We start from the raw sequence: 24,763 nt of genomic DNA, 5'->3' as shown, positions 1-24,763 counted from the left end.
ACAATATGGAAACAAAAAAAGTAGCAATCGTAGGATACAACAGAATCCCTTTTGCCAGAATGAATACCGCCTACGCAGACAAAGGAAATCAGGATTTACTGCTTTCCGCTCTGGATGGTTTGATCAATCGTTACAACCTTAAAGGAAAACTTCTTGGCGAAGTTGCCGGAGGTGCGACGATCAAGCATATTTCTGAAAGCAACCTCATCAGAGAAACAGTAATGAATACTTCTCTTGATCCTGCAACTCCAGCGTGCGACCTTCAACAAGCGTGTGACACAGGAATTGAATCAGCAGTATATATCGGAAATAAGATTGCTTTAGGCCAAATCGAAAGCGGAATTGCCTGCGGTGTTGAAGCCATGAGCAACATCCCGTTTGAATCTTCACCAAAATTAAGAAAAGCTTTATTAAAAGCCAACAAAGAAAAATCTGCTTTTGGAAAATTAAAACAATTGTTAAGTCCAAAACTGAAAGACTGGATGCCAATTCCTTACAAAGGTCAGGAACCGAAAACAGGTTTGGTAATGGGCGGTCACACAGAAATTACTGCAAAATATTATCAGATTTCTCGTGAAGATCAAGATGAATTAGCTTTCAAAAGTCATCAAAATATGGCGAAAGCGTATGATGAAGGATTTTTTGATGATATGATTACTCCAGCTTTTGGTTTAGATAAAGACAATAATCTTCGTCGTGATACAAGCTTAGAAAAATTAGCTTCATTAAAACCCGCTTTCGATAAACAAAACGGAACCTTGACAGCCGGAAACTCAACTCCATTCACAGATGGAGCTTCTGCCATTTTATTGGCTAGTGAAGAATGGGCGAAAGCCAATAATTTACCAATTTTAGCTTACATCACATTTTCAGAAATTGCCGGAATTGAATATGTTGAAAATAAACAGAACTTATTACTCGCTCCCGTTTTTGCAGCAGACAGAATGCTGAAAAAAGCAGGAATGAGCTTGGAAGATTTTGATTATTATGAAATCCACGAAGCTTTTGCAGCACAGGTTTTAGCAACATTAAAAATTTGGGAAAATGATGATTTGGCTAAAAAATTCGGATTGGAAAAAGCACTAGGAAAAATCGATCGAAATAAATTAAATGTAAAAGGAGGAAGTCTCGCAGTAGCACATCCTTTTGCCGCAACCGGCGGAAGAATTATCGGAACTTTAGCTAAAATTTTACACGAAAAAGGAAGCGGAAAAGGATTTATTTCCATCTGCGCCGCCCGTGGACAAGGCGTAACGATGATTTTAGAAAAATAAAAATTGAAAAATGGACAGATTAGAACAATTAAAACAATTCATCGGAAAAGAATTTACTCAATCTCCTTCTCCTTTTATGAAATGGCTCAATCCCATTGTACTTTCTGTAGAAGAAGGACATTTGGAGTTTCAATATAAAGTAAGAGCAGAATGGCTCAATCCAATAGGAAATCTCCATGGCGGAGTGACCGCAGCCATTGTTGATGACATCATCGGAGCGACAATGTTCTCCCTAAATGAAAATTCTTTCATAACAACCATCAATAATGTCATAGATTATTTCTCCACAGCAAAAGAAAATGATAATATTGTAGCCGAAACGAAAATCATTAAAAGAGGTAAGCAATTTGTGAACGCTCAATGCGAAATATGGAACGCAGACAAAACGCGTTTAATTGCAAGGGGAACCTCTAATCTATTTAAAATCAATAACTAATATGAAAAGAGTTGTCATTACAGGACTAGGTGCAGTTACACCTTTGGGGAATAATGTCGAAGATTTTTGGCAAAACAGTATTAATGGTGTCAGTGGGGCCAACTTAATTACCCATTTCGATACCGAAAAATTTAAAGTACATGTTGCTTGTGAGGTTAAAAATTTTGATCCAAAAGCACATTTAACTCATCAGGAAATTAAAAGAAGTGATTTATTTTCACAATATGCAATGTATTCCAGTGCAGAAGCGCTTAAAGATTCAGGGCTTGAACTGGAAAATATGGACCCATTCGATACCGGCGTAATCTGGGGAACCGGACAAGGCGGAATGTGGACTTTCGAAAGTGAAGTAATGGAATTCACCAAAGGAGACGGAACACCAAGGTTTAATCCGTTCTTCGTTCCGAAATTTATTGCTAACATGGCGTCAGGAATGATCTCTATGAAATTTGGCCTTCAAGGAATTAATTATACCACTATTTCAGCTTGTGCTACAGGGAATACAGCAATAATGGATGCTTTCAATTATATCAGATTAGGAAAGGCGAAAGTAATCGTTAGTGGAGGTTCTGAAGCAGCTATTACTCCCGCTTCTGTAGGTGGTTTTTCTATCATGAAAGCAATGTCTACCAGAAATGATGATTTTGCAACAGCAAGTCGTCCTTATGACGCCAACAGAGATGGTTTCGTAATGGGTGAAGGTGCCGGAGCTTTGATTCTTGAAGAATATGAGCACGCCAAAGCAAGAGGTGCAAAAATCTATGCAGAATTAGTTGGTGCAGCCATGACAGCCGACGCTTATCACATGACAGCACCTCATCCAGATGGTGTTGGAGCCATTAAAGCAATGCAGTTAGCACTAAATGAAGCAGGAGCGAATATAGAAGACATTGACTATTTAAATCCTCACGCAACTTCTACTCCAATGGGAGATTTGGTTGAATTAAAAGGAATTAATAAATTATTCAAAGGAAGCAAAAACCTTGACATTAGTGCTACCAAATCAATGACCGGTCACTTGTTGGGTGCAGCCGGAGCAGCGGAAGCTATTCTCTCCATAAAAGCGATCCAACATGGAATTATTCCACCAACGATCAATCTTCATAATATTGATGAGAATATTCCGAAAGACGTGAATATTATTTTTGGTGAAGCTAAAGAAAAGGATATTACTTTTGCTTTAAGCAATGCTTTCGGTTTCGGAGGACATAATGCGACTTTGGTTTTTAAGAAGTTTACTTCGTAAAATTCTTTCGCAGATTAAATATAATGGTTTAGATTCTTCCTTCGTCAGAATGACAAACGTATTGGAAAATTTTAATGAACAATCTTATTTTAGTTAAAATAAAAAAGCAGTCAAATTTTGACTGCTTTTTGCATAATACTATTAATTCAGATAAAATTAAATCTGGAATAATCCTCTACTTCGGATCTGGAATAAAAAAACTTTCAGCATTTTCAGCAATTGGAATATATAGTCTTTCCCATTTCTCTCCTTCTTCTATTTCCCAACTATGTCCTTCTCCTTCAACATCTTCCGCTAAAAGAATAAATCCAGGCTCAATAAGAAATGTTGAACCATCGCTTACCTTAAACCTGACCTTTCCTTTCAAAGTCACTACATATTGCCTTCTTGGAGCAGGATGATCTGCCTTTTCCCATTCTTCAGTTTTATTGCTGATCCAAAAAGCAGTGGTATTCATCGGTTTTAAAACAGGAATTTTCCCATTTTCAAACGTACTTGTCCCATCAGGATTATTCATTAATCTTACTGCAAAAATAAATTCTGAGGCGTCAATCATCTTAAACTGATGTTTTTAACCATTCCGATTTTGAAAGATAATTCTGATCGGGATAATAAATGAAAAGGCAATTTCTTCCTTTTATTGTATTAATGATTGGTTGTGTAAGATCTCTTGGAACAGCGGGACATCCCCAGCTTCTTCCGATCCTCTTATGCACTGCGGCAAAATCGTCACTCACATAATCAGCTCCGTGCATTACAATGGCTCTTTTGTAAGCTGCATCATTAAAACCTTTATCCATTCCCAACAATCTTAAAGAATACCCGTTGTCGCCGTTATAAGTAGCATCTGTGATATAAAATCCTAAGCTGCTTTGAAGCGAACTGTTGGTATTCGAAAAGTTAGTGGCAAATTCTTCACCCGTATTCTTTCCGTGCGCTACCAATGAGTTGAATAATACTTTCTTTTCTTCTGTGTCTATCACCCAAAGTCTTTTCGTGTTAGAAGACATTGAAAAATCGCATACCGTTAATAAGTGAGCATCCTGATTAAGCAAACCAGCTTTCTTTAAATTCTCAAAACCTGTTAAAGCTTTAAAGAAAACTTCTTCGTTAAGTTCGTGCCCTGCTTCAAATGTAATTGATTTGTACAATGCTTCTGATGAAGATACTGTAGTGATTTTTTCAGTTTTAGTGTCGTTTAATCTTTCAATTTTTGTACTGATTTCATTCTTTACTACCGCTTCTTTTGGAGACAGATAAAATGAAGTCGTAACCATGTAAACAATACCTAATACGCTATAAAATCCTTTCATTCAATATTATGTTAAATCCAAATTAGTAGGCAAATTTATAAAAACATAATTACCAAGCAGTTAAAAATGAAAGAAGTTTAACTCAATTTAAGAAACTTTAACTTCCTGATTCTGTGAATTAAAAGGCTTATTTTTGCGAATCCGGAACAAATTCCAAGCTTACGGAATTCATGCAATAGCGCAGTCCTGTAGGCTTCGGACCGTCATCAAAGACGTGCCCCAAATGCGAGTCACATCTCTTGCAAAGCACCTCTACTCTTTCCATCCCGTAGGCATTGTCTTTTTTATAATATACACCTTCTTTATCTGCTTCAAAGAAACTTGGCCATCCGCAACTGCTCGAAAATTTTGAAGTAGAACGGAATAAATGATTTCCACAAACCGCACAATAATAATCCCCGATTTCGTCAAATTCATTATATTTTCCAGTGAAAGCTCTTTCTGTTGCTGCTTCTCTTGCGATGGCATATAAGTCGGGTGCTAAGATTTTTTTCCATTCGTCATTGGAAATATCAAGTTTAGTAGTGTCTGTTCTTGAGTAATATGGATTGTTTTTTGCTTCTGTATTTTCCATAGAGTTGTTTTAAATATTTATTTGAAATTAAGCTTAAAAATTAAACCACAAAAGACACAAAATCTTTTTTTAACACTTTAGAACACTTTAGTTTAAAGCTTGCTACTTGAAAATAAAAAGTTCACATAAGAAGAAAATCAAAGATTTTCAAAAACTAATGTGTTCTTCTTTGTAATAAAATTTTAACTTCAAATAACTTAAGTGCTTAATTCTTTTGTGACTTTTGTGGTTAGATTAAATACTAAAATTCACAACCAAATTTAGTAAATTTGAGAATATGAATGATGAAGCGAAAAGAAAACAGTTAAGAAAATATAAAGCATTTGCCACGGGACTCTTTGTGTTGATGGCCATTGTCTTTATTATTACCACGATTCTCCAAAAATCAAATGATTCACATTGGATTGGCTATGTTCGTGCTTTTTCTGAGGCGGCAATGGTCGGGGCGTTGGCAGACTGGTTTGCGGTTACCGCCTTATTCCGCCATCCTCTTGGTTTGCCGATTCCACACACCAATTTAATTGAAAATAGCAAAGAAAGGCTTGGAGATAACTTGGGAAGCTTTGTCGTATCTAATTTTCTTTCCCCTCAAAATATCCGGCCTTATATTCAGAAACTTAAGGTTTCAAATTTTGTTGGAGAATGGCTTACTAAAGAGAAAAATCAGGAAGTTTTAATTAAAAACCTTTCCGATATTGTGTTGGATATTCTGAATAAGCTGGATGATTCTACGGTAAGCAGTTTCATTAGTAAAAAGGTTTCGGAAATGACGGATGATATTAAATTGAACAAGATCATCGGAAACGGAATTAATTATCTTTTAGACAAAAACGATCATCAGAGAATTATCACCAATCTCTCTAAACAGATCAAAGACTATATCATAGAAAATGATGAAATGATACAAAAACGCGTAAAAGAGGGAAGTTATTCTTTTATTCCGTCTTTTGTTGACAATAAAATTGCAGATAAGATTGCCAGCGGGCTTGCTGATTTTTTCAAAGAAGTAGAAGAAGATCCTGAACATGATATCAGAACTTTGATCACAAAAAAAATCTACGAATTTTCAACTGATTTAAAAGAAGATCCAAAATGGGAAGATGAATTTAAAGACATTAAAAATAATTTTCTTAAAAATGATAAACTGGACGAATATTCTAACGACATATGGTTCTCCATTAAAAAAACGTTGATGAAAGAACTTCAGGATGATGAATCTTCATTAAAAAATTATCTTTCTAAAAACCTGAATGAATTTTCGCAAAATCTTAAAACTGACGAAAAACTTCAAAATAAAATTGATCATTGGGTTCGTGTCACTGCTTACAAATACATCCTTAAAAACACCCACCAGTTCGGAAACCTCATCAGTTCAACCGTTGGCAATTGGAAAGGCAAAGAATTAAGCGAAAAACTAGAATTAGAAGTCGGAAAAGATCTCCAATTTATTCGTGTCAACGGAACTTTAGTGGGCGGATTGGTTGGTTTAATTATCTATACAATCTCTCATTTCTTCCTCTGAAAAAATTAAACTAACTATAACCAAACCATGAAAAAACTTTTAATGCTATTATTTTCTTTAAGCTTAACCTTTTTCCTTTGTCAGAAAGTTGAATTAAAGAAAGTAACGGATTCATCTCAGATTTTCAAAGGAGAAATTGCAGGAGTTCCTGTCACTATGCAACTTTATTATGCAGGAATTGCCGATTGTAGTCTCTATCAATATTTTGTGGACGGATGGTATTATTACGATAAATATCAGAAGAAAATTCCGTTAACAGGCATTTACGATTATGGAAAATTGTCTTTGTATAATTTTGGAGCCAAGCAAAAGCAGAATTCTAAAAGTTTCAGAGATCAAATTACTTCACCCCAAAAAGTTGAGAAAACTGCAGAAATCGCAGAAACTTTGCATCCTAAAGAATCTATTATTTTTGAGCAAAACGACAAAGAAAATCCTATTTTAGGTAATTTTTATTTGAATGAAAAAACTCAGCCCGCGAAATTATTCACCGGCAATGATATGATTTACCGTTATAATAATTACCTGATTTTGCCCAACAATAAAAGGATCAACACCTTTGATTTTATTAATAAACATGGCGGAAATCAATTAATTTCTTACGCTTCGGGAGAAAATGGAAATCGTGTTTTATTATATTTTGAAGAATCATCAAATTTCAATGCATGTGGAAGATGCGGGGCAAGTGAGGGCGAAAAAGGTTACCGAGTTTTATACTTCACAAAAGACTGGAATTACAAGAACTATGAAGAATTTCTCACAGAAAGCTGTCTTGAAAATATTTACGATACGAAAGAAACAAAATCCAAAGACAGAAAAATGTTAACTTTTAAAGTAAACAAAACAGAATCTACACCAGCTTATACTTTTACGGTTGATGTAAAAAATTCGTCTGTTAGAAAGTCAAAATAAAAAAGAGAGCTTTAAAAACTCTCTTTTAATTTATCTTGGCAATCTGCTTGCTCTTTTTAAAATTTCTTTGTTGATTTCGTTGATCAATTCCGGACCTTCATAAATAAATCCGGTGTATAACTGAATTAAAGTCGCTCCTGCATTTAATTTTTCAATCGCATCTTTTGCAGAGTGAATTCCACCAACTCCGATGATTGGGAAAGCTCTGTTGCTTTTATCCGAAAGATATTTGATCATTTTTGTGCTTCTCTCACGAATAGGTTTTCCGCTTAAACCGCCATTTCCTATTTGTTCCAAAACCTCAGACGAAGTTTTCAATCCTTCTCTGTTTACTGATGTGTTGGAGACTACAATTCCGTCGATTTTTGTTTCTGCAATCAATTCTATAATTTCATCAAGTTGCTGATTGTTCAAATCCGGAGCAATTTTAAGTAATACTGGCTTCTGTACAGATTTTGATTGGTTGATTTTTTTAACTTCTGTAATCAGTTCTCGTAAATATTCTACATCTTCTAATTTTGCGTGGCTTCCTACATTTGGACAGCTTACATTCAGTACAAAATAATCTACGTGAGGATGAAGACCTTCAAAACAATCCAGATAATCCTGCGTGTAATTTTCCGGGCTTGTATCTGTATTTTTTCCGATGTTTCCACCGATGATGATTTTTCCTTTGTTGCCTTTCAATTTTTCGATCGCTGCTTCCAAACCGTCGTTGTTGAAACCCATTCTGTTGATGATTCCGCCATCTTCTATCAGACGAAATAATCTTTTCTTAGGATTTCCGGCTTGTGCTCTTGGAGTTACCGTTCCGATTTCTACAAATCCGAAACCTAAATCTCCCAGTTCGTTAAACAACACTGCATTTTTATCGAAACCAGCTGCCAATCCAACAGGATTTTTAAATTTCAATCCGAAAACTTCTCTTTCCAGACGTTTGTCTTCAATAGGTTTTGGGAAAAATAATTTGGTAAGAAATCCAAAACTCTTCAGCATCGAAAAAGTAAAGTGATGAACTTCTTCAGGATCAAATTTGAAAAGGATCGGACGAATAAGCGATTTGTACATTGAAAAAAAGTTTTACAAAAATACTCATTTTAAAATTAATGGTTGATTAACGTATGATATTTTATGTAATAATGTTTTATAAATACAATCTATGAGACTTAAATATCTGCAAAATCAGCGAGATAATTTTTTGACGCAAAGATTTAATTATTCAAACGTATTATTTAAGTGAGCAAAGTATTGATCAACAAGTTGATTTGATGAAGCTATATGTTTAGGCTTCGCGTAGCAAATTTATTTGCCTTTGCTTTTTTAAAATCGAAAATTCGAATAATTAAATCTTTGCGTTTAAATAACCGCAAAGTTTGTCATTTCGTAGAAATCTAGACCCGAATTTCTCATCTGATTTTCTAATACTATCTTTTAGGATGACAAAATGTATGGTAATAAAAATGTGAAAATTTAAGAATATGCACTCAAATCAAAATTCAAAATATCTCCTACTCTTTTGAACTCATCATCTATAGTGGCATTTACCGTAATTCTTTCGTTAGAAATAGGATGATTGAAAATCAATTGATGGGCGTGAAGTGTCATTTTGTTGATTTCGAATGTTTGAAGCCACAATTTATTCTGTTTATTGCAACCGTGTTTTCGACAGCCTAAAATAGGATGTAAAATATGCTTAAAATGTTTTCTCAACTGATGAAATCTTCCCGTTTTAGGAATGGCTTCAACTAAACAATATCTTGAAGTCTGATGTTTTAAAAAAGGTAAATCTATTTCCGAAGTCTGTAAACGATGATAATAGGTAATTGCGTTTTGCTTGACTTCATTTTCATTAATTAAATCATAATCGATGGTTTCTTCTTCTTTCGCCCAACCCCGAAGAATTGCGATGTATTTCTTTTCGACTTCTCGTGATGCAAACTGATTGCTCATCGTTCTCAAGGTTTCTTTATCTAAAGTGAACAACAAAACACCCGAAGTTTTTCGGTCAAGACGATGCACAGGATAAACTTTTTGTCCAATCTGGTTTCTTAATTCCTGAATAGCGTAGGTATCGGCTTCTCCTGCATAAAAAGATTTATGAACCAATAATCCGCTTGGCTTATTGATGGCAATAAGATGTTCGTCTCGATAAAGAATTTCTAACATGAGGCAAAAGTAGAAATTTTCGGCTGATTTAGCCCTGATTGAACGGCATGTTTGAGCTCATTTTTTGAGTTTCAGCGCGGCGGCGGAGCCGCCGCGCTGAAACTCAAAAAAAAGCGAGTAGAGAAAGCAGGTTCCCGGCTCCTAAAAATTTTAATTCTTGTATTTCCGATAAAATCTCAGTTAAATTTCTTTAAATTCGTAGAAACAGAAAAGTCTAAAAATTATGGTAGACTATTTTAATTTTTTCAAATCACTGATAATCATCTCTATTATTACAGGTGCTCTTACCTTGGCTGCTACAGATCCTAAAAAACATCGAACAATAAGAATATTATTGTTGATTATTGCAGGTATTTTATTGGTTGTCGGTTTAGGTGGATCCATTTTAATGTCTGTCTCCAATGTAGGTTCTTACCGATATTAATATTTTCCCAATAAAAAACATTATTTTTGTGCTTCAGACGTAAAAAAATTATGGCAAAGCAAGAAGATGTTTTCAAGAAAGTGATTTCTCACGCTAAAGAATATGGTTTTATTTTCCCTTCAAGTGAGATCTATGACGGTTTATCCGCTGTTTATGATTATGGACAGAACGGAGCCGAATTAAAAAATAACATCAAACAATATTGGTGGAAAGCGATGGTACAGCTTAACGAAAATATTGTGGGTATTGATTCTGCAATCCTTATGCACCCAACAACTTGGAAGGCATCGGGCCACGTAGACGCTTTCAACGATCCATTGATTGACAATAAAGATTCTAAAAAACGTTTCAGAGCAGACGTTTTGGTAGAAGATTACTGTTTGAAAATTGAAGATAAAGAGAACAAAGAAATTGAAAAAGCAGCGAAAAGATTCGGTGATTCTTTCGATAAAGCTCAATTTGAAGCGACAAATCCTAAAATTTTAGAATACAGAGCAAAAAGAGAGGCTATTCTTTCAAGATTAGCAAAATCTCTTGAAAATGAAGATCTGGCTGATGTAAAATCTTTAATTGAAGAATTAGAAATTGCTGATCCTGACACTGGTTCTAAAAACTGGACGGAAGTAAGACAATTCAACCTGATGTTTGGAACTAAATTGGGTGCTTCTGCAGACTCTGCAATGGATCTTTATTTAAGACCGGAAACAGCTCAAGGTATTTTCGTTAATTTCTTGAATGTACAGAAAACTTCACGTCACAGACTTCCTTTTGGTATCGCACAAATCGGAAAAGCATTTAGAAATGAGATCGTTGCAAGACAGTTCATTTTCAGAATGCGTGAATTCGAACAAATGGAAATGCAATTTTTTGTAGCTCCGGGAACTGAGCTTGAATTCTATGAACAATGGAAGCAAAAACGTCTTAACTGGCACTTAGCTTTAGGTTTAGGAAACGATAATTACAGATTCCATGATCATGAGAAATTAGCGCATTATGCGAATGCTGCAGCTGATATTGAATTTAATTTCCCGTTCGGATTTAAAGAATTGGAAGGTATTCACTCTAGAACGGATTTTGACTTAAAAGCTCACGAAGAATTCTCAGGAAGAAAACTTCAGTTCTTCGATCCAGAAAGAAATGAAAACTATGTTCCTTATGTTGTAGAAACTTCTGTAGGTTTAGATAGATTATTCCTTTCAATTTTCTCTCATTGTCTAAGAGACGAAGTATTGGAAGACGGTTCAGAAAGAACAGTTTTATCTTTACCTCCGGCTTTAGCACCAATTAAAGCAGCTATTCTTCCATTAATGAAGAAGGACGGTTTAGCAGAATACGCAGAAAATATCTTTAACGATCTAAAATACGATTTCAACTTATTCTACGAAGAAAAAGATGCGATCGGAAAACGTTACAGAAGACAAGATGCGGTTGGAACACCTTATTGTATCACCATCGATCACGATTCTTTGACAGACCACACGGTAACGATAAGAGACAGAGACACCATGCAGCAGGAAAGAGTTCCAGTTTCAGAATTGAGACGAATTATCGACGAAAAAACGAATTTCAGAAATTTACTTTCTAAACTATAGACAATGAAAGCCTTGAGAAATCAGGGCTTTTTTTTATTTTATACCACATTCATTAATTATCTCGTAGAATTTATTATTTTAGCGAACTTTTTAACACTCTAAATAATAACTATGAAAAAATTAATTATTTCGTCTTTGGCATTATTTGCCCTGGCTAGCTGTACCTCATCGGATGATACGGTAGAAGAAATCCAGCCAGTTGATCCAACAACCATTCTTCCAACAAAATTTACCGAAATTACTCAGGATAACCAGACTTATGTGGTTACTTTTAAATATGACGGAACAAAATTAGTAGAATCAAACGATGTTGGCACCAACGAAAAAACTGTTTATACTTACAGTGGCGACAATATCGTAAAAACTCAGGATTTTGAGGGCACTGCGATAGTTTACACAAGAGAATTCACTTATACCAACGGAAGAGTTACTGCTGAAAAAATCACCAACAAACATTCAGGAGGAACGTTAGTTTATACAAAAAACTTCGAGTATTTGAGTGATAATCATGTAAAATATAATGAATATACATCGTCTACCTACAATCCCGGAACAGGAGTACATACAGATATAAAATCTACCCAGTATGACGTTTACATTTCCAACAATGGTAATCTTATTACCGGAACATCCAACTACGAAGGACATATAAGAAACTACACGTATACTTATGACGGGCAAAACAATCCTACCAAGAATATAAAAGGGTTTTTAAAGATAAACCTTCTGCTATCACCTGAGGGAGATGTTGCCGCCAACAACCTTTTAAAAGTGAGTAGTGTTTATAGTGGTCCGACCAACGGGCAAACCAGTAATACATCAGTGCACACCTATAATGATAACAATTTCCCTACAAAAACGGTTACGACTTATACAAGCACTCTATTCCCTACAAATTCTCATACATTTCTTACTGAGTACAATAAGTAAACTATTACATTTTTTAAAATACAGCCTTGATTTTTTTCAAGGCTTTTTATTTTTCTTAAACTTTACACTTAAATTATTACTTTTGAAATTCAAATTTCAACCATGAAAAAAATAACTTTATTAGTGTTTGGCCTTATCCAGACATTTTCATATTCTCAAACACAGGATTTAGCCTCTTTAGCTTCAGGAAAAAATATCGGAATGAATGCCTTGTTTGATACAAAAGACAATCTCTATGGCTATGTTTCTCTCTATTCCTACGGAAATACAGATAAAAAAATACAAAAGTTTGAATATGTAATTTTAGATAAAAACCTTAATCCTGTTGCCAATAAAGAATTTGAAGCAGGCCCTCTTGTTTCTAATTATTACGGATATGTGGATTTTAAGGGTCAGATTATTCTTCGTCCTTCAGATTTCCATTATCTACAGGCTTTTGCAAAAGATGTGACAGCTCCAGTCTCCATGGTCATTGATCCTAAAACAAATACCGTAAAACCAAAAGTGTATTACGATTATCAGGAAGATGGTAAATTTAAGGAAATCACTCAGCCTAAAAGTTTCAAGGAAGAAAGAAAAGAGAACCGTGCGGAGAAAAAAGAAAAAGGCTACAATTACGTTTCTGCCGTTGGAGAAATTAAAGAAGGAGGTTATCTTGCTGCTGAATACAATGATTATGGGAAATATATCAACAAAAACAGCCTGATTAAATTTGATGAAAATAAAAAAGAAATCTGGAGATACAGCTACAATACAAATGGTGATAAAAAGGTATTCTCTGATCTTACCGTTCTTGAAAGAGATGAAAATCGCCTGTACGGAATTCTGAGAAAAGTAAATGACGACGATAAAACGTTCTCCCTTTTGGTCATTGATATGAAAACCGGTAAAGAGCTTTCCAATAAGCCGATCACAGGACTTTCACCGGACACTATTTATAATATTGATGTTCTAAATTCCGGTACCGGAAGTATTGATAATGATAAAACTTTTGATGATAAAATTGTTTTGCTGGGTAGAAATTATGTTCCGAAAATCGACAGAGGTTTTGCAAGATTGATGGTTGATAAAAACAATTATAATGTAGATCTCAAAACCTTAAACTACAAACCGGATCTGTCCAATCATATTCCGAAGCTAAGTGCAGACGGAGGAGTAGAAAACGGATATTATCTGCAGACAAAGGATGTCTATTTCATGAGCGACGGAAGCGTGGGGATTCTTTCTGAAAAGTTTAAACCTGCCGGACAATACAATGCGCCTAAAACCACAGATTTAGTATATATAAATACAGATAAGGATTTTAAAGTAAAAGAAGTTCAGGTTTTTGAAAAAGAAAAATCAAAGTGGGTAAATAGCGATTATCTTTTTTCTCAGTATTTAAATGACGGTAAAGATGTTGTATTTTTCTTCCGGGATTATCAGAAAGATCAGGTAACGAAAGAGAAAAAATGGAATCTTTTCATTAATACAATTATTGATGGAAAATTCAAACAGGAAGTCGTTCCTATTTCAGAGAAAGACAATTACAGTGTAACACCATATGTTGCGAAAGAAGGCTATATTTTACTTCGAGAATATAATGAAAAGGAAAAATTCAATAAAATCCGTTTAGAAAGATTAAATTATTAATTGGGCTTGAAGCCAGGAAGTAAGGAGATGGAAGTTATTGAAAACATAGTTCCAACTATTGTATTTATGATAACTAACAGTAACATTCTACTTCATTAATAAACAATAAAAAATCCTGACTGACTGTCAGGATTCTTTATTTTGATAATAATCGGCGATATTTTTTATTTCATCCAGACTCAGATTCCACATAAAATTCAAAAACTGCTGATAGCTTTCACTTTGATTTTTTGGGTCTACTCTATCCAAGTATCGGTTTAAGTTATAATTTTTCCGAGCTTCATAAATTTTAGCGAAACATTTTCCGAGCCATTTTTTATAATATTCCTCTTCTTCTCCATCTTGTAAAAACTGAAGACTTGAATAAATTCCAACCCCATAATCTTCCGAGTAATAAAAATTGGGCAAGGTTTCCATTCTCGCTATTTTTTCAAGAACAGCGTAAGATTCTGAAGGTTTTCCATCTGCATTTTCAACTTTCAGTTCCGGAAATATTTTTTTAAGCCGATCAATTCTCAGGACAATTTCTGGATGTGATTTTAACGAATCTTTATTCAGTTTTTCTTTAAAATTATTATAATTATAAAGCGAAAAATCTTCTTTTTTCAGCCACTTCTCTTTAAATTCCTGCTTGGGAAGACCAAAATATTTTTTGTATGTTTCTACTTTTAATACTCTTGGCGAAATGGTATCGAAATCTTCCAGTCTTTTTAATGTATTAACAAATTCGGTTTTCTTAAAATCACTATTTTTAAAAATCACATAGCCTAAAGAATCGGCCTGCATTTCCTGTTTTCTATTTTCAACACCCTTTCTGTAAATTCTGTTTTTCAGCACATCAAAAGCCCTTTGATTGCGGTTTTCTTTGGTTGATTTAATATTCTGAACCACTGCTTTATCCATTTGATCCTGATCAATCATATTCAGAAAAACCTTCAGCGTATGTTCCGAAATTTTGTGCCCCAACTCATGGGAAATTACCGCCGCCAGCTGATCATCATTATTTAGCCAACTGAAAAGCCCCATATTGATCACAAAAGTTCCGTCTGCAAAGCAATAAGCATTTGGTGTGTTGTCTCTGGCAATAAGAATTTTTAAGTTTTGAGGAATTTGAGGGTTATTTTTTCTTAATCTTTCTATCAGGTTTTTTACTTTAGAATCAAATTCAGCATTAAAAACAAAACTTTTCTCCTTTACCTTTTTTTCAAACTCTTTGGAGAATTCTTTATAGATTTTTGATAATTCGGATCCCTTTTTTCCTGGAAAATCAGATTTGCTTTTTTTGCTTAGATTTTCAATATCTGAAGAAAAATTTCTGAGAAAATCTTTTCTCTTTACATAATCTGCGGTATCCATAGGTTTATATACCTGTCCAAAAGTCATTATGAAAAAGTAGAAAAATAAAAAGGAAATTAGTTTTTTCATCATATTTTGCATCAAATAATCACAAAAATAAATCATTCCGTTTCATATTTTCAAATTTATTTTAAATTTGTTGAAGACCAACTCACATGAAAGCACTAAAATACATCATTGGCGGAGCAGCCATTACAGTAGCAGCAGCCTATATTTTCGGATATGATTACTTATTCAGCGGGATTTCCAAAACGTATCTAAAAGGAAAAACGAGTGCTAATATTGATGACGGAAAACTTTTTCCGAGAAATCTTATTGCAACGGAAGAACCCAAACTTTGGGAAGAAGATCCTGAATACAACCAAAAAGAACTCCCTGAAAATATAGTTGAAGATTTAAAACGATCTCACACTGCCGCTTTTGTAGTTATTAAAAACGGTAAAATTCTTCACGAGCAGTATTGGGACGGTTATAATCAGCTTTCAAAAACCAATTCTTTTTCGATGGCTAAAGCTGTTACCGTGATGCTTTTGGGGAAAGCTTTAGAAGAAGGCAAAATTGAAAATATTGATGCTCAATTCTCTGATTTTTATGATGAATTTAAAACTAAAGAATTCGGAAATCATGTAACCCTTAAAAATCTTGCCCAAATGGAAGCCGGACTTGATTGGGATGAAGATTATGCCAATCCTTTTCTTCCAAATGCCAAAGCTTATTATGGAAGAAGTCTCAAAAAAGCTGTTTTTTCAAGAAAATTTAAAGAAGAACCGGGGCAACGATATGAATATCAAAGTGGTTCGACACAATTGCTAGGTTTTGCAGTGAGAAAAGCTATTAATCAATCCTTAGCCAGTTATTTATCTGAAAAATTCTGGATTCCACTTGGAATGGAACAAAATGCAGAATGGAGCGTTGACGACAGCGGAATGGAAAAAACCTACTGCTGCATTCATTCCAACGCGAGAGATTATGCAAAATTGGGTCAGTTATTTTTGGATGACGGAAAGGTTGATGATGTTCAATTATTAAATTTAGATTTTATTAATTTAATGAGAACTCCGACTCAGAAATCTAAAGAAATTTATGGAATGGGACTTTGGATCAATTATGACAATCCTATTAAACATTATTATTTCTTAGGACTTCAGGGTCAATACATTATTATGGTTCCCGAACATGATATGGTGATCGTAAGAACAGGGAGTTACAGCAATAATCCGAAAAATGACCGAGGAAGACCGGATCAGGCGAAATTTCTTGTGAATGAAACGGTGAAATTATTTCAAACAACATAACCTCATCACTTTTAAACTAAAGTTTTAGTGGAATCTAAAATTAGCTTCCGTTAAAGTATTATTTTTTAAGAAAGCTTCGTATTCAGGGGACAATTGCGCGCGTCCGAAAGTATTTTCTCCGCTCATACTTCCCAAACGAACTTTATCTTTTCCGTATTTTTTATTCATCGCGTCCATTGCTTTCATGACCGGTAAGTGTTGATTTTGAGTATCTTCTTCGAAAAGATTAATCAACCTCTGATCTTCAGGAACAAAATCATTAACGATAACTCCGGCTTTTTTATAATGGAAACCTTCTTTAAAAATAGCTTCAAAAAGTTCATTAACGACGCGGCCGATAATAATGGAAGAATTGGTAGGATTTGGAAGAACTTTGGTCATTGCATTTCTATATTCCGGCAAATCTTTTCTGAAACGATTCGTTTGAACAAAAACGGTAACCATTTTACAGCAGGTATTTTGTTTTCGCAATCTTTCAGAGCAATACATTCCGAAAGTTTCTACGCGTTCCCGTACGTCATCTTTTTTCATCAACATTTCCATGAAGCTTCTGGTAACGGCGATTGATTTTTTCGGAGAAGGAGAATCCAGTTCAAGCTGGCGAATTCCTTTTAATTCGTTGATCATTCTCACCCCATGAATTCCCATCACTTTTCGAACCCACATTTCGGGTTTTTGGAGGAGATCCCAAGCTTTGTAAACTCCGCTGTCATTCATTTTTATGGTAAGCTTTCGCCCGATTCCCCAAACGTCTCTGATGTTAAGCCATTTTAATGCTTTCTCAATTTTTTCCGGAGTATCCATAATATAAACGCCATTAAATTTATCGGGAAAATCTTTTACAATTCTGTTCGCAACCTTGCATAAGGTTTTGGTGGGAGCAACCCCGATGCTTACAGGAATATTTACATTTTTATGAATATCATTTCTGATCTCTAGACAATAATCATAAAGGTTAATGTATTTAAAGTTTTTTAGATCTAAAAACAGTTCATCTATACTATAAACTTCAAAATCCATTTTATCAACATACGAAGTGGCTACCTCAATAACCTCCTGACTTTTAAAATTATATAATTCAAATTTTGCAGAAAAACTTTTAACATCGTATCTCTTGAAAAGCTCTTTATACTTAAATGCAGGAGCAGCCATCGGAATTCCCAAATCTTTAGCTTCCTTACTTCGAGACACAACACAACCATCGTTGTTGGAAAGCACCACAACGGGCTTGTTTTCAAGTGAAGGATCCAAAGTTCTTTCACAGGAAACAAAGAAATTATTGCAATCTACTAAAGCGTACATGACTTAATAATGAACATTTGAATACACAAAATTATAACTTTTAAAATGGAATATTATGTTTAATTGAGACTTTAACATAAGATATAAATTATTAATTTTCAAAGTATTAAAAATTTAAAACACGTCAAGTTTTGTCGTGTTTACAATCTATCTTTGCTATTTTAAAATTCCAGAATAAACGCAATGTTTATGAATTACAATTTTGGAATATCTACAATTATGGAGAATTTTATTGTTTTCAAACCTGTGAATAAAAAATAATTATGATAAAGTTGAATAGTATGAAGCTGTACTTTTATAGAAAAACATCTTCATATAAGACTCCCTATTTTAAACCATATAATTTTTAAGGATATTATACTTATTATTTAAGCCTAAAAAAGCTCGCAATTTTTGCGAGCTTTTCCCATTTATGTTTAGTACTTATTAATTTCTTTATTTGTAACAATAATTAAAATAAAATCTTATTTAAAAAAAACATCATATATTCTTAGCCCAAAAACCCCTAAAGTATCTGATTTTACTTGAGAACTCCTATTATATTCATAAAAATGAGGTTTACCACCTACCTTTACTATCCATTTCTTTAAACTATAATCCGAATACATTGTATCCTTACAATTATTTACAAATGCATATTTATAATGAAATTCTTTAAGTGAATCCCTCTTTTCAAAAGTCTTTACAGATTTTTGTATAAGCTCATAAGAATAAGGTAATTTTCTATATGAAAATTCATTTTCTTGCTTACCAAAAATCCAAAATCTTGTTTCATTAATTGCAATACTGTAATCATTATTGTACAAAAAATTATATCCCATAAGCTCATTTTTCCCATCTAGCAAACATTCTTTTACATTTTGTTTTGATTGGATATTATCTTTTAAAGGCTTATGATTGCAAGCTATTGTAAGCATTAATAACATTAATTGACACTTTATTCTCATTTTATTTTTTTGATTCTTTATTAATTGTCGGATTATCCATACGAACATTTCTTGTTGCGCTGTGATCTATTTTTGTTTCTTCTCCTAAAAGAAGATTAATTGGATTATCATCATCTACAGCGCTTTGTTCCTCAATAGCTTTCTTTTCAGAATCATTCCCAATATAAGAATTATATATCTTATTTGATTCAGCACTACCATTCGCATGTATACTATGAACAATTTCATGCCCCAAAGCTTTTCTCATAAGATGATTATAGTTTTTTGTTTATTAAAAAGAAATGTATCTCAGAGTATAGAGATATTTATAATTTGATGACTATATCAAAGCCCTTTAGAAAATAAGGTCAAATTTAAGCCTATAGTATTAATTTTCATCGTATTAAGTTTTGCATGCAAAACTAATAATTTGATTATTAAAAACAATATTTTTTTATATTTTTTTTAACAAAATTTAATATTTATTAATACATGGAAATTTAAAAAAATTAGTTAGAGAAGTTTAAGTACAAAAATATATTTAGCACGGAATAATAACTCACAAATTTAATCTTCCTATGAAGTATCAATAATATTATCCTTACAATGTTATCACAAGGTACATTGAAATTCAATATTTTACAGTGCTAAATAAATTTAACTTGCGATTACATTTAACTTTTGATAACACGAAACAAAGAAATTATTGCAATCTACTAAAGCGTACATGACTTAATAATGAACATTTGAATACACAAAATTATAACTTTTAAAATGGAATATTATGTTTAATTGAGACTTTAACACAATATCTAAAATATTGATAAATAGCAAATTAATTAATTTAAAATACGTCAAGTTTTGTCGCACCTCCTATTTATACACCTTTCGCATCATGTGTAAAAAATTTAGGTTATTAATAATTTATTTAAAAAAATAACCGCAAAATATCACCATTTGATGAAAAATATATTAATTTTAGACTTATTAAACAAAATCAAAAATAATTATGAAAAAACAAATTTTATCGTTGGTACTATGCGGATTATGCATACTTTCCTGTTCAACTGAGAATATGGCAGTGAACAATGCTGAAAGTATGAAATCTGATGAAATGGTAAACTTCGACAAAGCCATGAAAAGTCTTATGAACCCGGAAAACTTATCTACTCCGGAAGAGAAAGCCAAAAATGGGAATTCTACAGAACTTAATGACAGAAGTAAAGAGATCCTTTATTTAGCTTCAAAAAAATTAATCTCTGCAAACGGAATTTCTGAACAGGAACTTGCTTCGAGAACTTCTAACAGCAGAGAACAAGCAATTTCGTTAGCCCAAAAGATATACTTCGAAAAATATAATGAGATTCAGAAAAAAATTAAATCTGAAAATTAATTTATCAATCACATCAAGCGTTTTTACATTAATTTAGAAAGTAAAACATCACTAATTATTAAATTTATTTACATGAAAAAACTAATATATTTTGTTGCATTATTTTTAGGTTTTACAAGTTTTGCGCAAGGTCCTTTGCATATTTACAATTATTCCAGTTATGATCTTATAGGCAGATTATTTACTAATGCACCAAGTTCATCAAACTGCCTTCCAACGGTTTTTACTTCTTATAATGTTCCCGCAGGAACTTTGGTGGATATAAAATCATTTAATACAAGTAATTTAAGTTATCCGCCAATTAACGTATGGTCAGTAGGAACCTCTACAAGTGGAGGAAGTACAAATCAGACCGTACCTTCGGGATTATTTATCACAATGGGAAATCTCACACGCTGGCATTTCTATTGGTTCCAGACAAGATATGCCGGAACAAATAATGGAACTCCCGATCCTGATTTTCCGATGGGTGAAAATTTTTGCAGCTGGAGTTCTAACACCGACTACGTACATGGTGTACTGACAGAAGCCAAATGGTATTACGATCCTACAACAAATGAGACGACACTCATTGTAAAAGATATTTAATATTAATTCACACAAAAAAAGGTTGCTCGATTGAGTAACCTTTTCTTTTTAATACCATTTCAACGAAATAATATTTATAAAAAACACGTCAAGTTTTGCCTCACCTCCTATTTATACACCTTTTGCATCATGCGTAAAAATTTTAGGCTATTAATAATTTATTTAAAAAAATAATCACAAAATATCACCATTTGATGAAAAATATATTAATTTTAGACTCGTTAAACAAAATCAAAAATAATTATGAAAAAACAAATTTTATCGCTGGTACTATGCGGATTTTGTATGCTTTCTTGTTCAACTGAAAATATGGCAGTGAACAATGTTGAAAGTATGAAATCTGATGAAATGGTAAACTTCGACAAAGCCATGAAAAGTCTTATGAACCCGGAAAACCTTTCTACCCCGGAAGAGAAAGCCAAAAATGGGAATTCAACAGAGCTTAATGACAGAAGTAAAGAAATCCTTTATCTAGCTTCAAAAAAATTAATCTCCGCCAATGGAATTTCTGAGCAGGAACTAGCTTCAAGAACTTCTAACAGCAGAGAACAAGCAATTTCATTAGCCCAAAAGATATACTTCGAAAAGTATAAAGACATTCAGAAAAAAATTAAATCTGAAAATTAATTTATCAATCACATCAAGCGTTTTACATTAATTCAAAAAAGTAAAACATCAATAATTATTAAATTTATTTATATGAAAAAACTAATATATCTTATTGCATTATTTTTAGGTTTTACAAGTTTTGCGCAAGGCATTTTGCATATTTACAACCACTCCAGTTATGATATTGAAGGTAGATTATTTGCTAATAATCTTACAAACTGTACTCCTGAAGTATTTACATTTTATAAAGTTCCGGCAGGAACAATGGTGGATATAAAATCATTTAATCTTAGTAACTTAGCTAACCCACCGATCAATTCATGGGCAGTTCGAACATCTACTCCTGTAATGAATGTGCCTGTACCTTCAGGTTTACTAATAACTATGGGCAATCTTACGCGTTGGCATTTTTATTGGTTTAAAACCAAAGTTGCAGGAACTTCACTCGATACCGGTGATCCTGACTTCACTATGGGAGATCAACATTTTTGTGGCGACACAACTTCTCAGGATTACATACACGGTGTAGTTACAGAAGCTAAATGGTATTATGACTCCACAACAAATGAAACCACAATCATTGTAAAAGATATTTAATATTAATTTATACAAAAAAGGTTACTCGATTGAGTAACCTTTTCTTTTTAAGACCATCTCAATGAAATGCTATTTATAAAAAACACGTCAAGTTTTGTCGCACCTCAGGCCTACTTTTGTTTTTCAAAACCACAAAATTTATATTATGGATAAAGTGACTTTACAAAGAATAGAAAAACTTCACCCCGTCGTCCGGGAGGAAGTGAAACAAATCATTAAAGACTGCGATGAAGCCCTTACCGGAAGGGCAAAAATAAGAATCACACAAGGATTAAGAAGCTTTGAAGAACAGGAAAAACTATACGCTATCGGAAGAATTACAAGCGGAAAGAAAGTAACCAACGCCAAAGCCGGACAAAGTATTCACAATTACGGTCTTGCGGTTGATATTTGCTTAATGATCGACGGAAAAACAGCAAGCTGGGACACCGTAAAAGACTGGGATAACGACAAAGTAGCCGATTGGTACGAATGTGTGAAAATTTTCGCCAAATACGGCTGGGACTGGGGCGGGAACTGGAAAACCTTCAAAGACCTTCCCCACTTCGAAAAAAAGAGTATTCCAACAAAAAAAGGAGTGATAAAAACGAGCTGGAAAACGCTTGCTAAAATGGCTCGTGATAAATCAAATTATATCATCATTTAATTCTCTTTTATTTGAAATTTATTTTTAATACGACACATTCTGTCGCTTCCTCCGCCTACCTTTACTTTACAAGAAAAACATTAAAAGCAATGATATTTTAATGCTGAAAACCAACAGTTAATTATAAAAACTGTTGGTTTCGTTATCTAAAATCGTAAATAAGTTTAAAAAAAAACAACCAAAAGCATCATGAAAAAGACAACAATTCTTTCTTTGGACGGAGGCGGAATAAGAGGCATTATCACCTGTATTATTCTACGCTACATAGAGGAGCAGCTTCAGTATTATGATAAACCAAGCGCAAAACTTGGAGATTATTTTGATCTTGTTGCAGGAAGCAGTACAGGAGGGCTGATTGCGTCTATTATTCTTTGCCCCGATGAACACCGAAAAGCAAAATATTCTATCCAAAAAGGACTGGAATTATATGCTGAAAAAGGTGGCGACATATTTCAGGTTTCTTTTTGGGAGAAATTAATTAATCCATTTGGTTTGCTTAATGAAAAAATTTCTCAGGAAGCTCTTGAAAAAAACCTGAACGACTTTTTTGGCCATCTTGAATTAAAAGAACTAATAAAACCCTGCTTAATAACAAGTTACGACATAGAAAACCGAAGAGCCAAACTTTTCAATTCTTGGGAAGCCAATATCAGTACAGATAATTTTTATGTAAAAGACGTTTGCAGAGCGACTTCAGCGGCTCCGACTTATTTTAGTCCGGTTCAAATAAAATCGATGTACGGACAGATTTTCAGCTTAATTGATGGCGGAATGTTTGCTAATAATCCGGCACTTTGCGCTTATGCTGAAGCGAGAAAAATTCCGTTTGCAGAGGTTTTGAAAAATCATCAGAAAGCAAATCATCCGATGGTAAACGATATGATCGTTGTATCGATCGGAACAGGAATTGAAGCAAGACCTTATTCATTCAAAAAAATGGAAAAAGCCGGAAAAATTGGTTGGGTAAATCCAATTATTGATATTTTAATGTCCGCCAATGCAGAAACTGTTGATTATCAGCTTTGTCAAATGTTTCAGACTTTAGGTTTAAGAAATCAGAAAAATTATTACCGTTTAAATCCATCCTTGAAAAATGCTTCTCCGGGAATGGACAACGTAAGAAGATCCAACATCGAAAATCTTATTCAAGCAGGACTAAGCTACATTGACGACAACAGAGAAACGCTGAACCAAATCGTTCAGAAACTAATCAGAAATAAAATATAAGCTTTATTACTTATAACAGACCATTATAAGCTTTTTAAATTATATTTGATTTTAAATTAAAAATGAATAACAAAATGAAGGCAACATTCGCATCTCTTCTTATGAGTACATTATTTTTCATTTTTGGTTATGTCATTTTATATTTATTATTTGATTTTTTAAATCCTCCAATTACAGATGACGGACATAAATACATGCCGATTGGAAATGTTTTATATTCAGGAATAATTACATTTTTTATTTCAATTTTGTTTTTTATTCTGATCAGAAAATATCTAAAAAGAAAATCATAAATTTTTCTAAAATATTTTAAACACGTCAAGTTTTGTCGCTTTTGAGGACTACTTTTGAAGTATAAACAAAGACACAAAACATAATCATTTAAAAACTTTTAAAAGCCTTTGAATTCAACATTTATAAATGCTGGACAGCCAGAAACATGTTCAAATTTTAACCAAATTACTAAAACACAAGACATGGAAGCACCCAATCACAATCCAGACATAACCTTTGATAAAGAGCTCTACACCGTAGAATGGAGCGATATCGAAAATGCAGAGATAGATTATGAAAATCATCTTGATGACATTGAAAATTTTTTCAGAGAAGATTTCGAAAACGATGCTTTAGAAGAAGAAATTGATTAATAAAAAAATTAAACACATCAAGTTCTGTTGCTTTTCAACACTACTTTTGAAGTAGCAATAAAACACAACAAACAATCATTTAAAATTCGCAAAACGCCTTTGAATTCACCATTCACAAAATGTTGAACAGCCAGAACTGTGTTTAAAAAAAAACTG

General features: G+C 33.3%; 27 protein-coding genes. 18 read left to right on the top strand and 9 right to left on the bottom strand.

Annotation, left to right across the window (positions count from 1 at the left end; translation table 11 throughout):
* Window positions 1–5: 5 nt before the first annotated feature.
* From AC1Q7L_RS08935 to fabF, 3 genes are read left to right on the top strand one after another with little or no spacing between them, the layout of a single operon-like run.
* Window positions 6–1,274 carry an acetyl-CoA C-acetyltransferase gene (locus AC1Q7L_RS08935; RefSeq protein WP_492305128.1) on the top strand — a complete coding sequence of 423 codons (1,269 nt, stop codon included), beginning with the start codon at window positions 6–8 and terminating at the stop codon, window positions 1,272–1,274.
* Between the two features lie 10 nt (window positions 1,275–1,284).
* A complete protein-coding gene (locus tag AC1Q7L_RS08930) occupies window positions 1,285–1,710 on the top strand; it encodes a PaaI family thioesterase (protein ID WP_492305127.1) in 426 nt (141 codons plus the stop codon).
* 1 nt (window position 1,711) lies between these two features.
* Window positions 1,712–2,956 (top strand): beta-ketoacyl-ACP synthase II, encoded by a 1,245-nt coding sequence (gene fabF / locus AC1Q7L_RS08925; protein WP_066753626.1) that lies wholly within the window; start codon window positions 1,712–1,714, stop codon window positions 2,954–2,956.
* Between the two features lie 175 nt (window positions 2,957–3,131).
* Here fabF and AC1Q7L_RS08920 read toward each other — a convergent pair whose 3' ends face one another.
* The 3 genes from AC1Q7L_RS08920 to msrB form a co-directional block, all read right to left on the bottom strand.
* Entirely contained in the window at window positions 3,132–3,512 is a 381-nt protein-coding gene (locus AC1Q7L_RS08920) for a cupin domain-containing protein (RefSeq protein ID WP_492305126.1), read from the bottom strand.
* A gap of 1 nt (window position 3,513) precedes the next feature.
* Complete coding sequence (locus tag AC1Q7L_RS08915) at window positions 3,514–4,269, bottom strand: murein L,D-transpeptidase catalytic domain family protein (RefSeq protein ID WP_492305125.1); 756 nt, start codon at window positions 4,267–4,269, stop codon at window positions 3,514–3,516.
* Window positions 4,270–4,396: 127 nt separating this feature from the next.
* Complete coding sequence (msrB, locus tag AC1Q7L_RS08910) at window positions 4,397–4,843, bottom strand: peptide-methionine (R)-S-oxide reductase MsrB (protein WP_492305124.1); 447 nt, start codon at window positions 4,841–4,843, stop codon at window positions 4,397–4,399.
* A 277-nt stretch (window positions 4,844–5,120) separates the two neighbouring features.
* Between msrB and AC1Q7L_RS08905 the strand changes: the two genes are divergently transcribed.
* Window positions 5,121–6,365, top strand: a complete 1,245-nt coding sequence (locus AC1Q7L_RS08905) for a DUF445 domain-containing protein (protein WP_492305123.1) — start codon at window positions 5,121–5,123, stop codon at window positions 6,363–6,365.
* Between the two features lie 27 nt (window positions 6,366–6,392).
* Entirely contained in the window at window positions 6,393–7,277 is an 885-nt protein-coding gene (locus AC1Q7L_RS08900) for a hypothetical protein (RefSeq protein ID WP_492305122.1), read from the top strand.
* 30 nt (window positions 7,278–7,307) lie between these two features.
* Here AC1Q7L_RS08900 and AC1Q7L_RS08895 read toward each other — a convergent pair whose 3' ends face one another.
* Both AC1Q7L_RS08895 and AC1Q7L_RS08890 read right to left on the bottom strand, forming a co-directional pair.
* Complete coding sequence (locus AC1Q7L_RS08895; RefSeq protein ID WP_492305121.1) at window positions 7,308–8,345, bottom strand: quinone-dependent dihydroorotate dehydrogenase; 1,038 nt, start codon at window positions 8,343–8,345, stop codon at window positions 7,308–7,310.
* Window positions 8,346–8,747: 402 nt separating this feature from the next.
* The gene (locus tag AC1Q7L_RS08890) at window positions 8,748–9,443 is read right to left on the bottom strand and encodes a pseudouridine synthase (RefSeq protein WP_492305120.1); all 696 of its coding nucleotides are present in this window, start codon (window positions 9,441–9,443) and stop codon (window positions 8,748–8,750) included.
* A 223-nt stretch (window positions 9,444–9,666) separates the two neighbouring features.
* Between AC1Q7L_RS08890 and AC1Q7L_RS08885 the strand changes: the two genes are divergently transcribed.
* The 4 genes from AC1Q7L_RS08885 (at window position 9,667) to AC1Q7L_RS08870 (ending at window position 14,021) form a co-directional block, all read left to right on the top strand.
* Window positions 9,667–9,867 carry a hypothetical protein gene (locus AC1Q7L_RS08885; protein WP_492305119.1) on the top strand — a complete coding sequence of 67 codons (201 nt, stop codon included), beginning with the start codon at window positions 9,667–9,669 and terminating at the stop codon, window positions 9,865–9,867.
* A gap of 50 nt (window positions 9,868–9,917) precedes the next feature.
* Entirely contained in the window at window positions 9,918–11,459 is a 1,542-nt protein-coding gene (locus AC1Q7L_RS08880; protein ID WP_492305118.1) for a glycine--tRNA ligase, read from the top strand.
* A gap of 111 nt (window positions 11,460–11,570) precedes the next feature.
* Window positions 11,571–12,389: a lipocalin/fatty acid-binding family protein gene (locus AC1Q7L_RS08875; RefSeq protein WP_410691516.1), complete on the top strand. Its 819-nt coding sequence runs from the start codon at window positions 11,571–11,573 to the stop codon at window positions 12,387–12,389.
* Between the two features lie 102 nt (window positions 12,390–12,491).
* A complete protein-coding gene (locus tag AC1Q7L_RS08870) occupies window positions 12,492–14,021 on the top strand; it encodes a hypothetical protein (RefSeq protein WP_492305117.1) in 1,530 nt (509 codons plus the stop codon).
* Window positions 14,022–14,147: 126 nt separating this feature from the next.
* On the opposite strand, the gene AC1Q7L_RS08865 is transcribed toward AC1Q7L_RS08870, so the two are convergent.
* Window positions 14,148–15,446 (bottom strand): M48 family metalloprotease, encoded by a 1,299-nt coding sequence (locus tag AC1Q7L_RS08865; RefSeq protein WP_492305116.1) that lies wholly within the window; start codon window positions 15,444–15,446, stop codon window positions 14,148–14,150.
* A gap of 86 nt (window positions 15,447–15,532) precedes the next feature.
* Between AC1Q7L_RS08865 and AC1Q7L_RS08860 the strand changes: the two genes are divergently transcribed.
* Window positions 15,533–16,672: a serine hydrolase domain-containing protein gene (locus AC1Q7L_RS08860; protein ID WP_492305115.1), complete on the top strand. Its 1,140-nt coding sequence runs from the start codon at window positions 15,533–15,535 to the stop codon at window positions 16,670–16,672.
* Between the two features lie 24 nt (window positions 16,673–16,696).
* Here the strand turns inward: AC1Q7L_RS08860 and AC1Q7L_RS08855 are convergent, their stop codons facing one another.
* The 3 genes from AC1Q7L_RS08855 to AC1Q7L_RS08845 all read right to left on the bottom strand — a co-directional run bounded on the left by AC1Q7L_RS08855 (window position 16,697) and on the right by AC1Q7L_RS08845 (window position 19,168).
* Window positions 16,697–17,974 carry a Y-family DNA polymerase gene (locus AC1Q7L_RS08855; RefSeq protein WP_492305114.1) on the bottom strand — a complete coding sequence of 426 codons (1,278 nt, stop codon included), beginning with the start codon at window positions 17,972–17,974 and terminating at the stop codon, window positions 16,697–16,699.
* Window positions 17,975–18,438: 464 nt separating this feature from the next.
* Window positions 18,439–18,891 (bottom strand): hypothetical protein, encoded by a 453-nt coding sequence (locus AC1Q7L_RS08850; protein ID WP_410691521.1) that lies wholly within the window; start codon window positions 18,889–18,891, stop codon window positions 18,439–18,441.
* A 31-nt stretch (window positions 18,892–18,922) separates the two neighbouring features.
* Window positions 18,923–19,168: a hypothetical protein gene (locus AC1Q7L_RS08845; protein ID WP_492305113.1), complete on the bottom strand. Its 246-nt coding sequence runs from the start codon at window positions 19,166–19,168 to the stop codon at window positions 18,923–18,925.
* Between the two features lie 741 nt (window positions 19,169–19,909).
* On the opposite strand from AC1Q7L_RS08845, the gene AC1Q7L_RS08840 reads away from it, so the two are divergent.
* The 8 genes from AC1Q7L_RS08840 (at window position 19,910) to AC1Q7L_RS08805 (ending at window position 24,607) form a co-directional block, all read left to right on the top strand.
* Entirely contained in the window at window positions 19,910–20,293 is a 384-nt protein-coding gene (locus AC1Q7L_RS08840) for a hypothetical protein (protein WP_492305112.1), read from the top strand.
* A 72-nt stretch (window positions 20,294–20,365) separates the two neighbouring features.
* Complete coding sequence (locus AC1Q7L_RS08835) at window positions 20,366–20,881, top strand: hypothetical protein (protein WP_492305111.1); 516 nt, start codon at window positions 20,366–20,368, stop codon at window positions 20,879–20,881.
* Between the two features lie 243 nt (window positions 20,882–21,124).
* Window positions 21,125–21,508: a hypothetical protein gene (locus AC1Q7L_RS08830; protein ID WP_492305110.1), complete on the top strand. Its 384-nt coding sequence runs from the start codon at window positions 21,125–21,127 to the stop codon at window positions 21,506–21,508.
* Window positions 21,509–21,580: 72 nt separating this feature from the next.
* The gene (locus tag AC1Q7L_RS08825) at window positions 21,581–22,087 is read left to right on the top strand and encodes a hypothetical protein (protein ID WP_492305109.1); all 507 of its coding nucleotides are present in this window, start codon (window positions 21,581–21,583) and stop codon (window positions 22,085–22,087) included.
* 145 nt (window positions 22,088–22,232) lie between these two features.
* Window positions 22,233–22,733: a M15 family metallopeptidase gene (locus tag AC1Q7L_RS08820; protein ID WP_492305108.1), complete on the top strand. Its 501-nt coding sequence runs from the start codon at window positions 22,233–22,235 to the stop codon at window positions 22,731–22,733.
* Window positions 22,734–22,922: 189 nt separating this feature from the next.
* The gene (locus tag AC1Q7L_RS08815; RefSeq protein ID WP_066753659.1) at window positions 22,923–23,960 is read left to right on the top strand and encodes a patatin-like phospholipase family protein; all 1,038 of its coding nucleotides are present in this window, start codon (window positions 22,923–22,925) and stop codon (window positions 23,958–23,960) included.
* Between the two features lie 74 nt (window positions 23,961–24,034).
* Window positions 24,035–24,253, top strand: coding sequence for a hypothetical protein (locus AC1Q7L_RS08810; protein WP_410691545.1), 219 nt, complete (start codon window positions 24,035–24,037; stop codon window positions 24,251–24,253).
* A 183-nt stretch (window positions 24,254–24,436) separates the two neighbouring features.
* The gene (locus AC1Q7L_RS08805; RefSeq protein ID WP_492305107.1) at window positions 24,437–24,607 is read left to right on the top strand and encodes a hypothetical protein; all 171 of its coding nucleotides are present in this window, start codon (window positions 24,437–24,439) and stop codon (window positions 24,605–24,607) included.
* Window positions 24,608–24,763 lie beyond the last annotated feature (156 nt).

It is taken from the genome of Chryseobacterium sp. GW823-FHT05E08 (assembly GCF_058795655.1).
The sequence above is the reverse complement of the archived record's forward strand: the minus strand, read 5'-3'. Positions and strand labels throughout refer to the sequence as shown.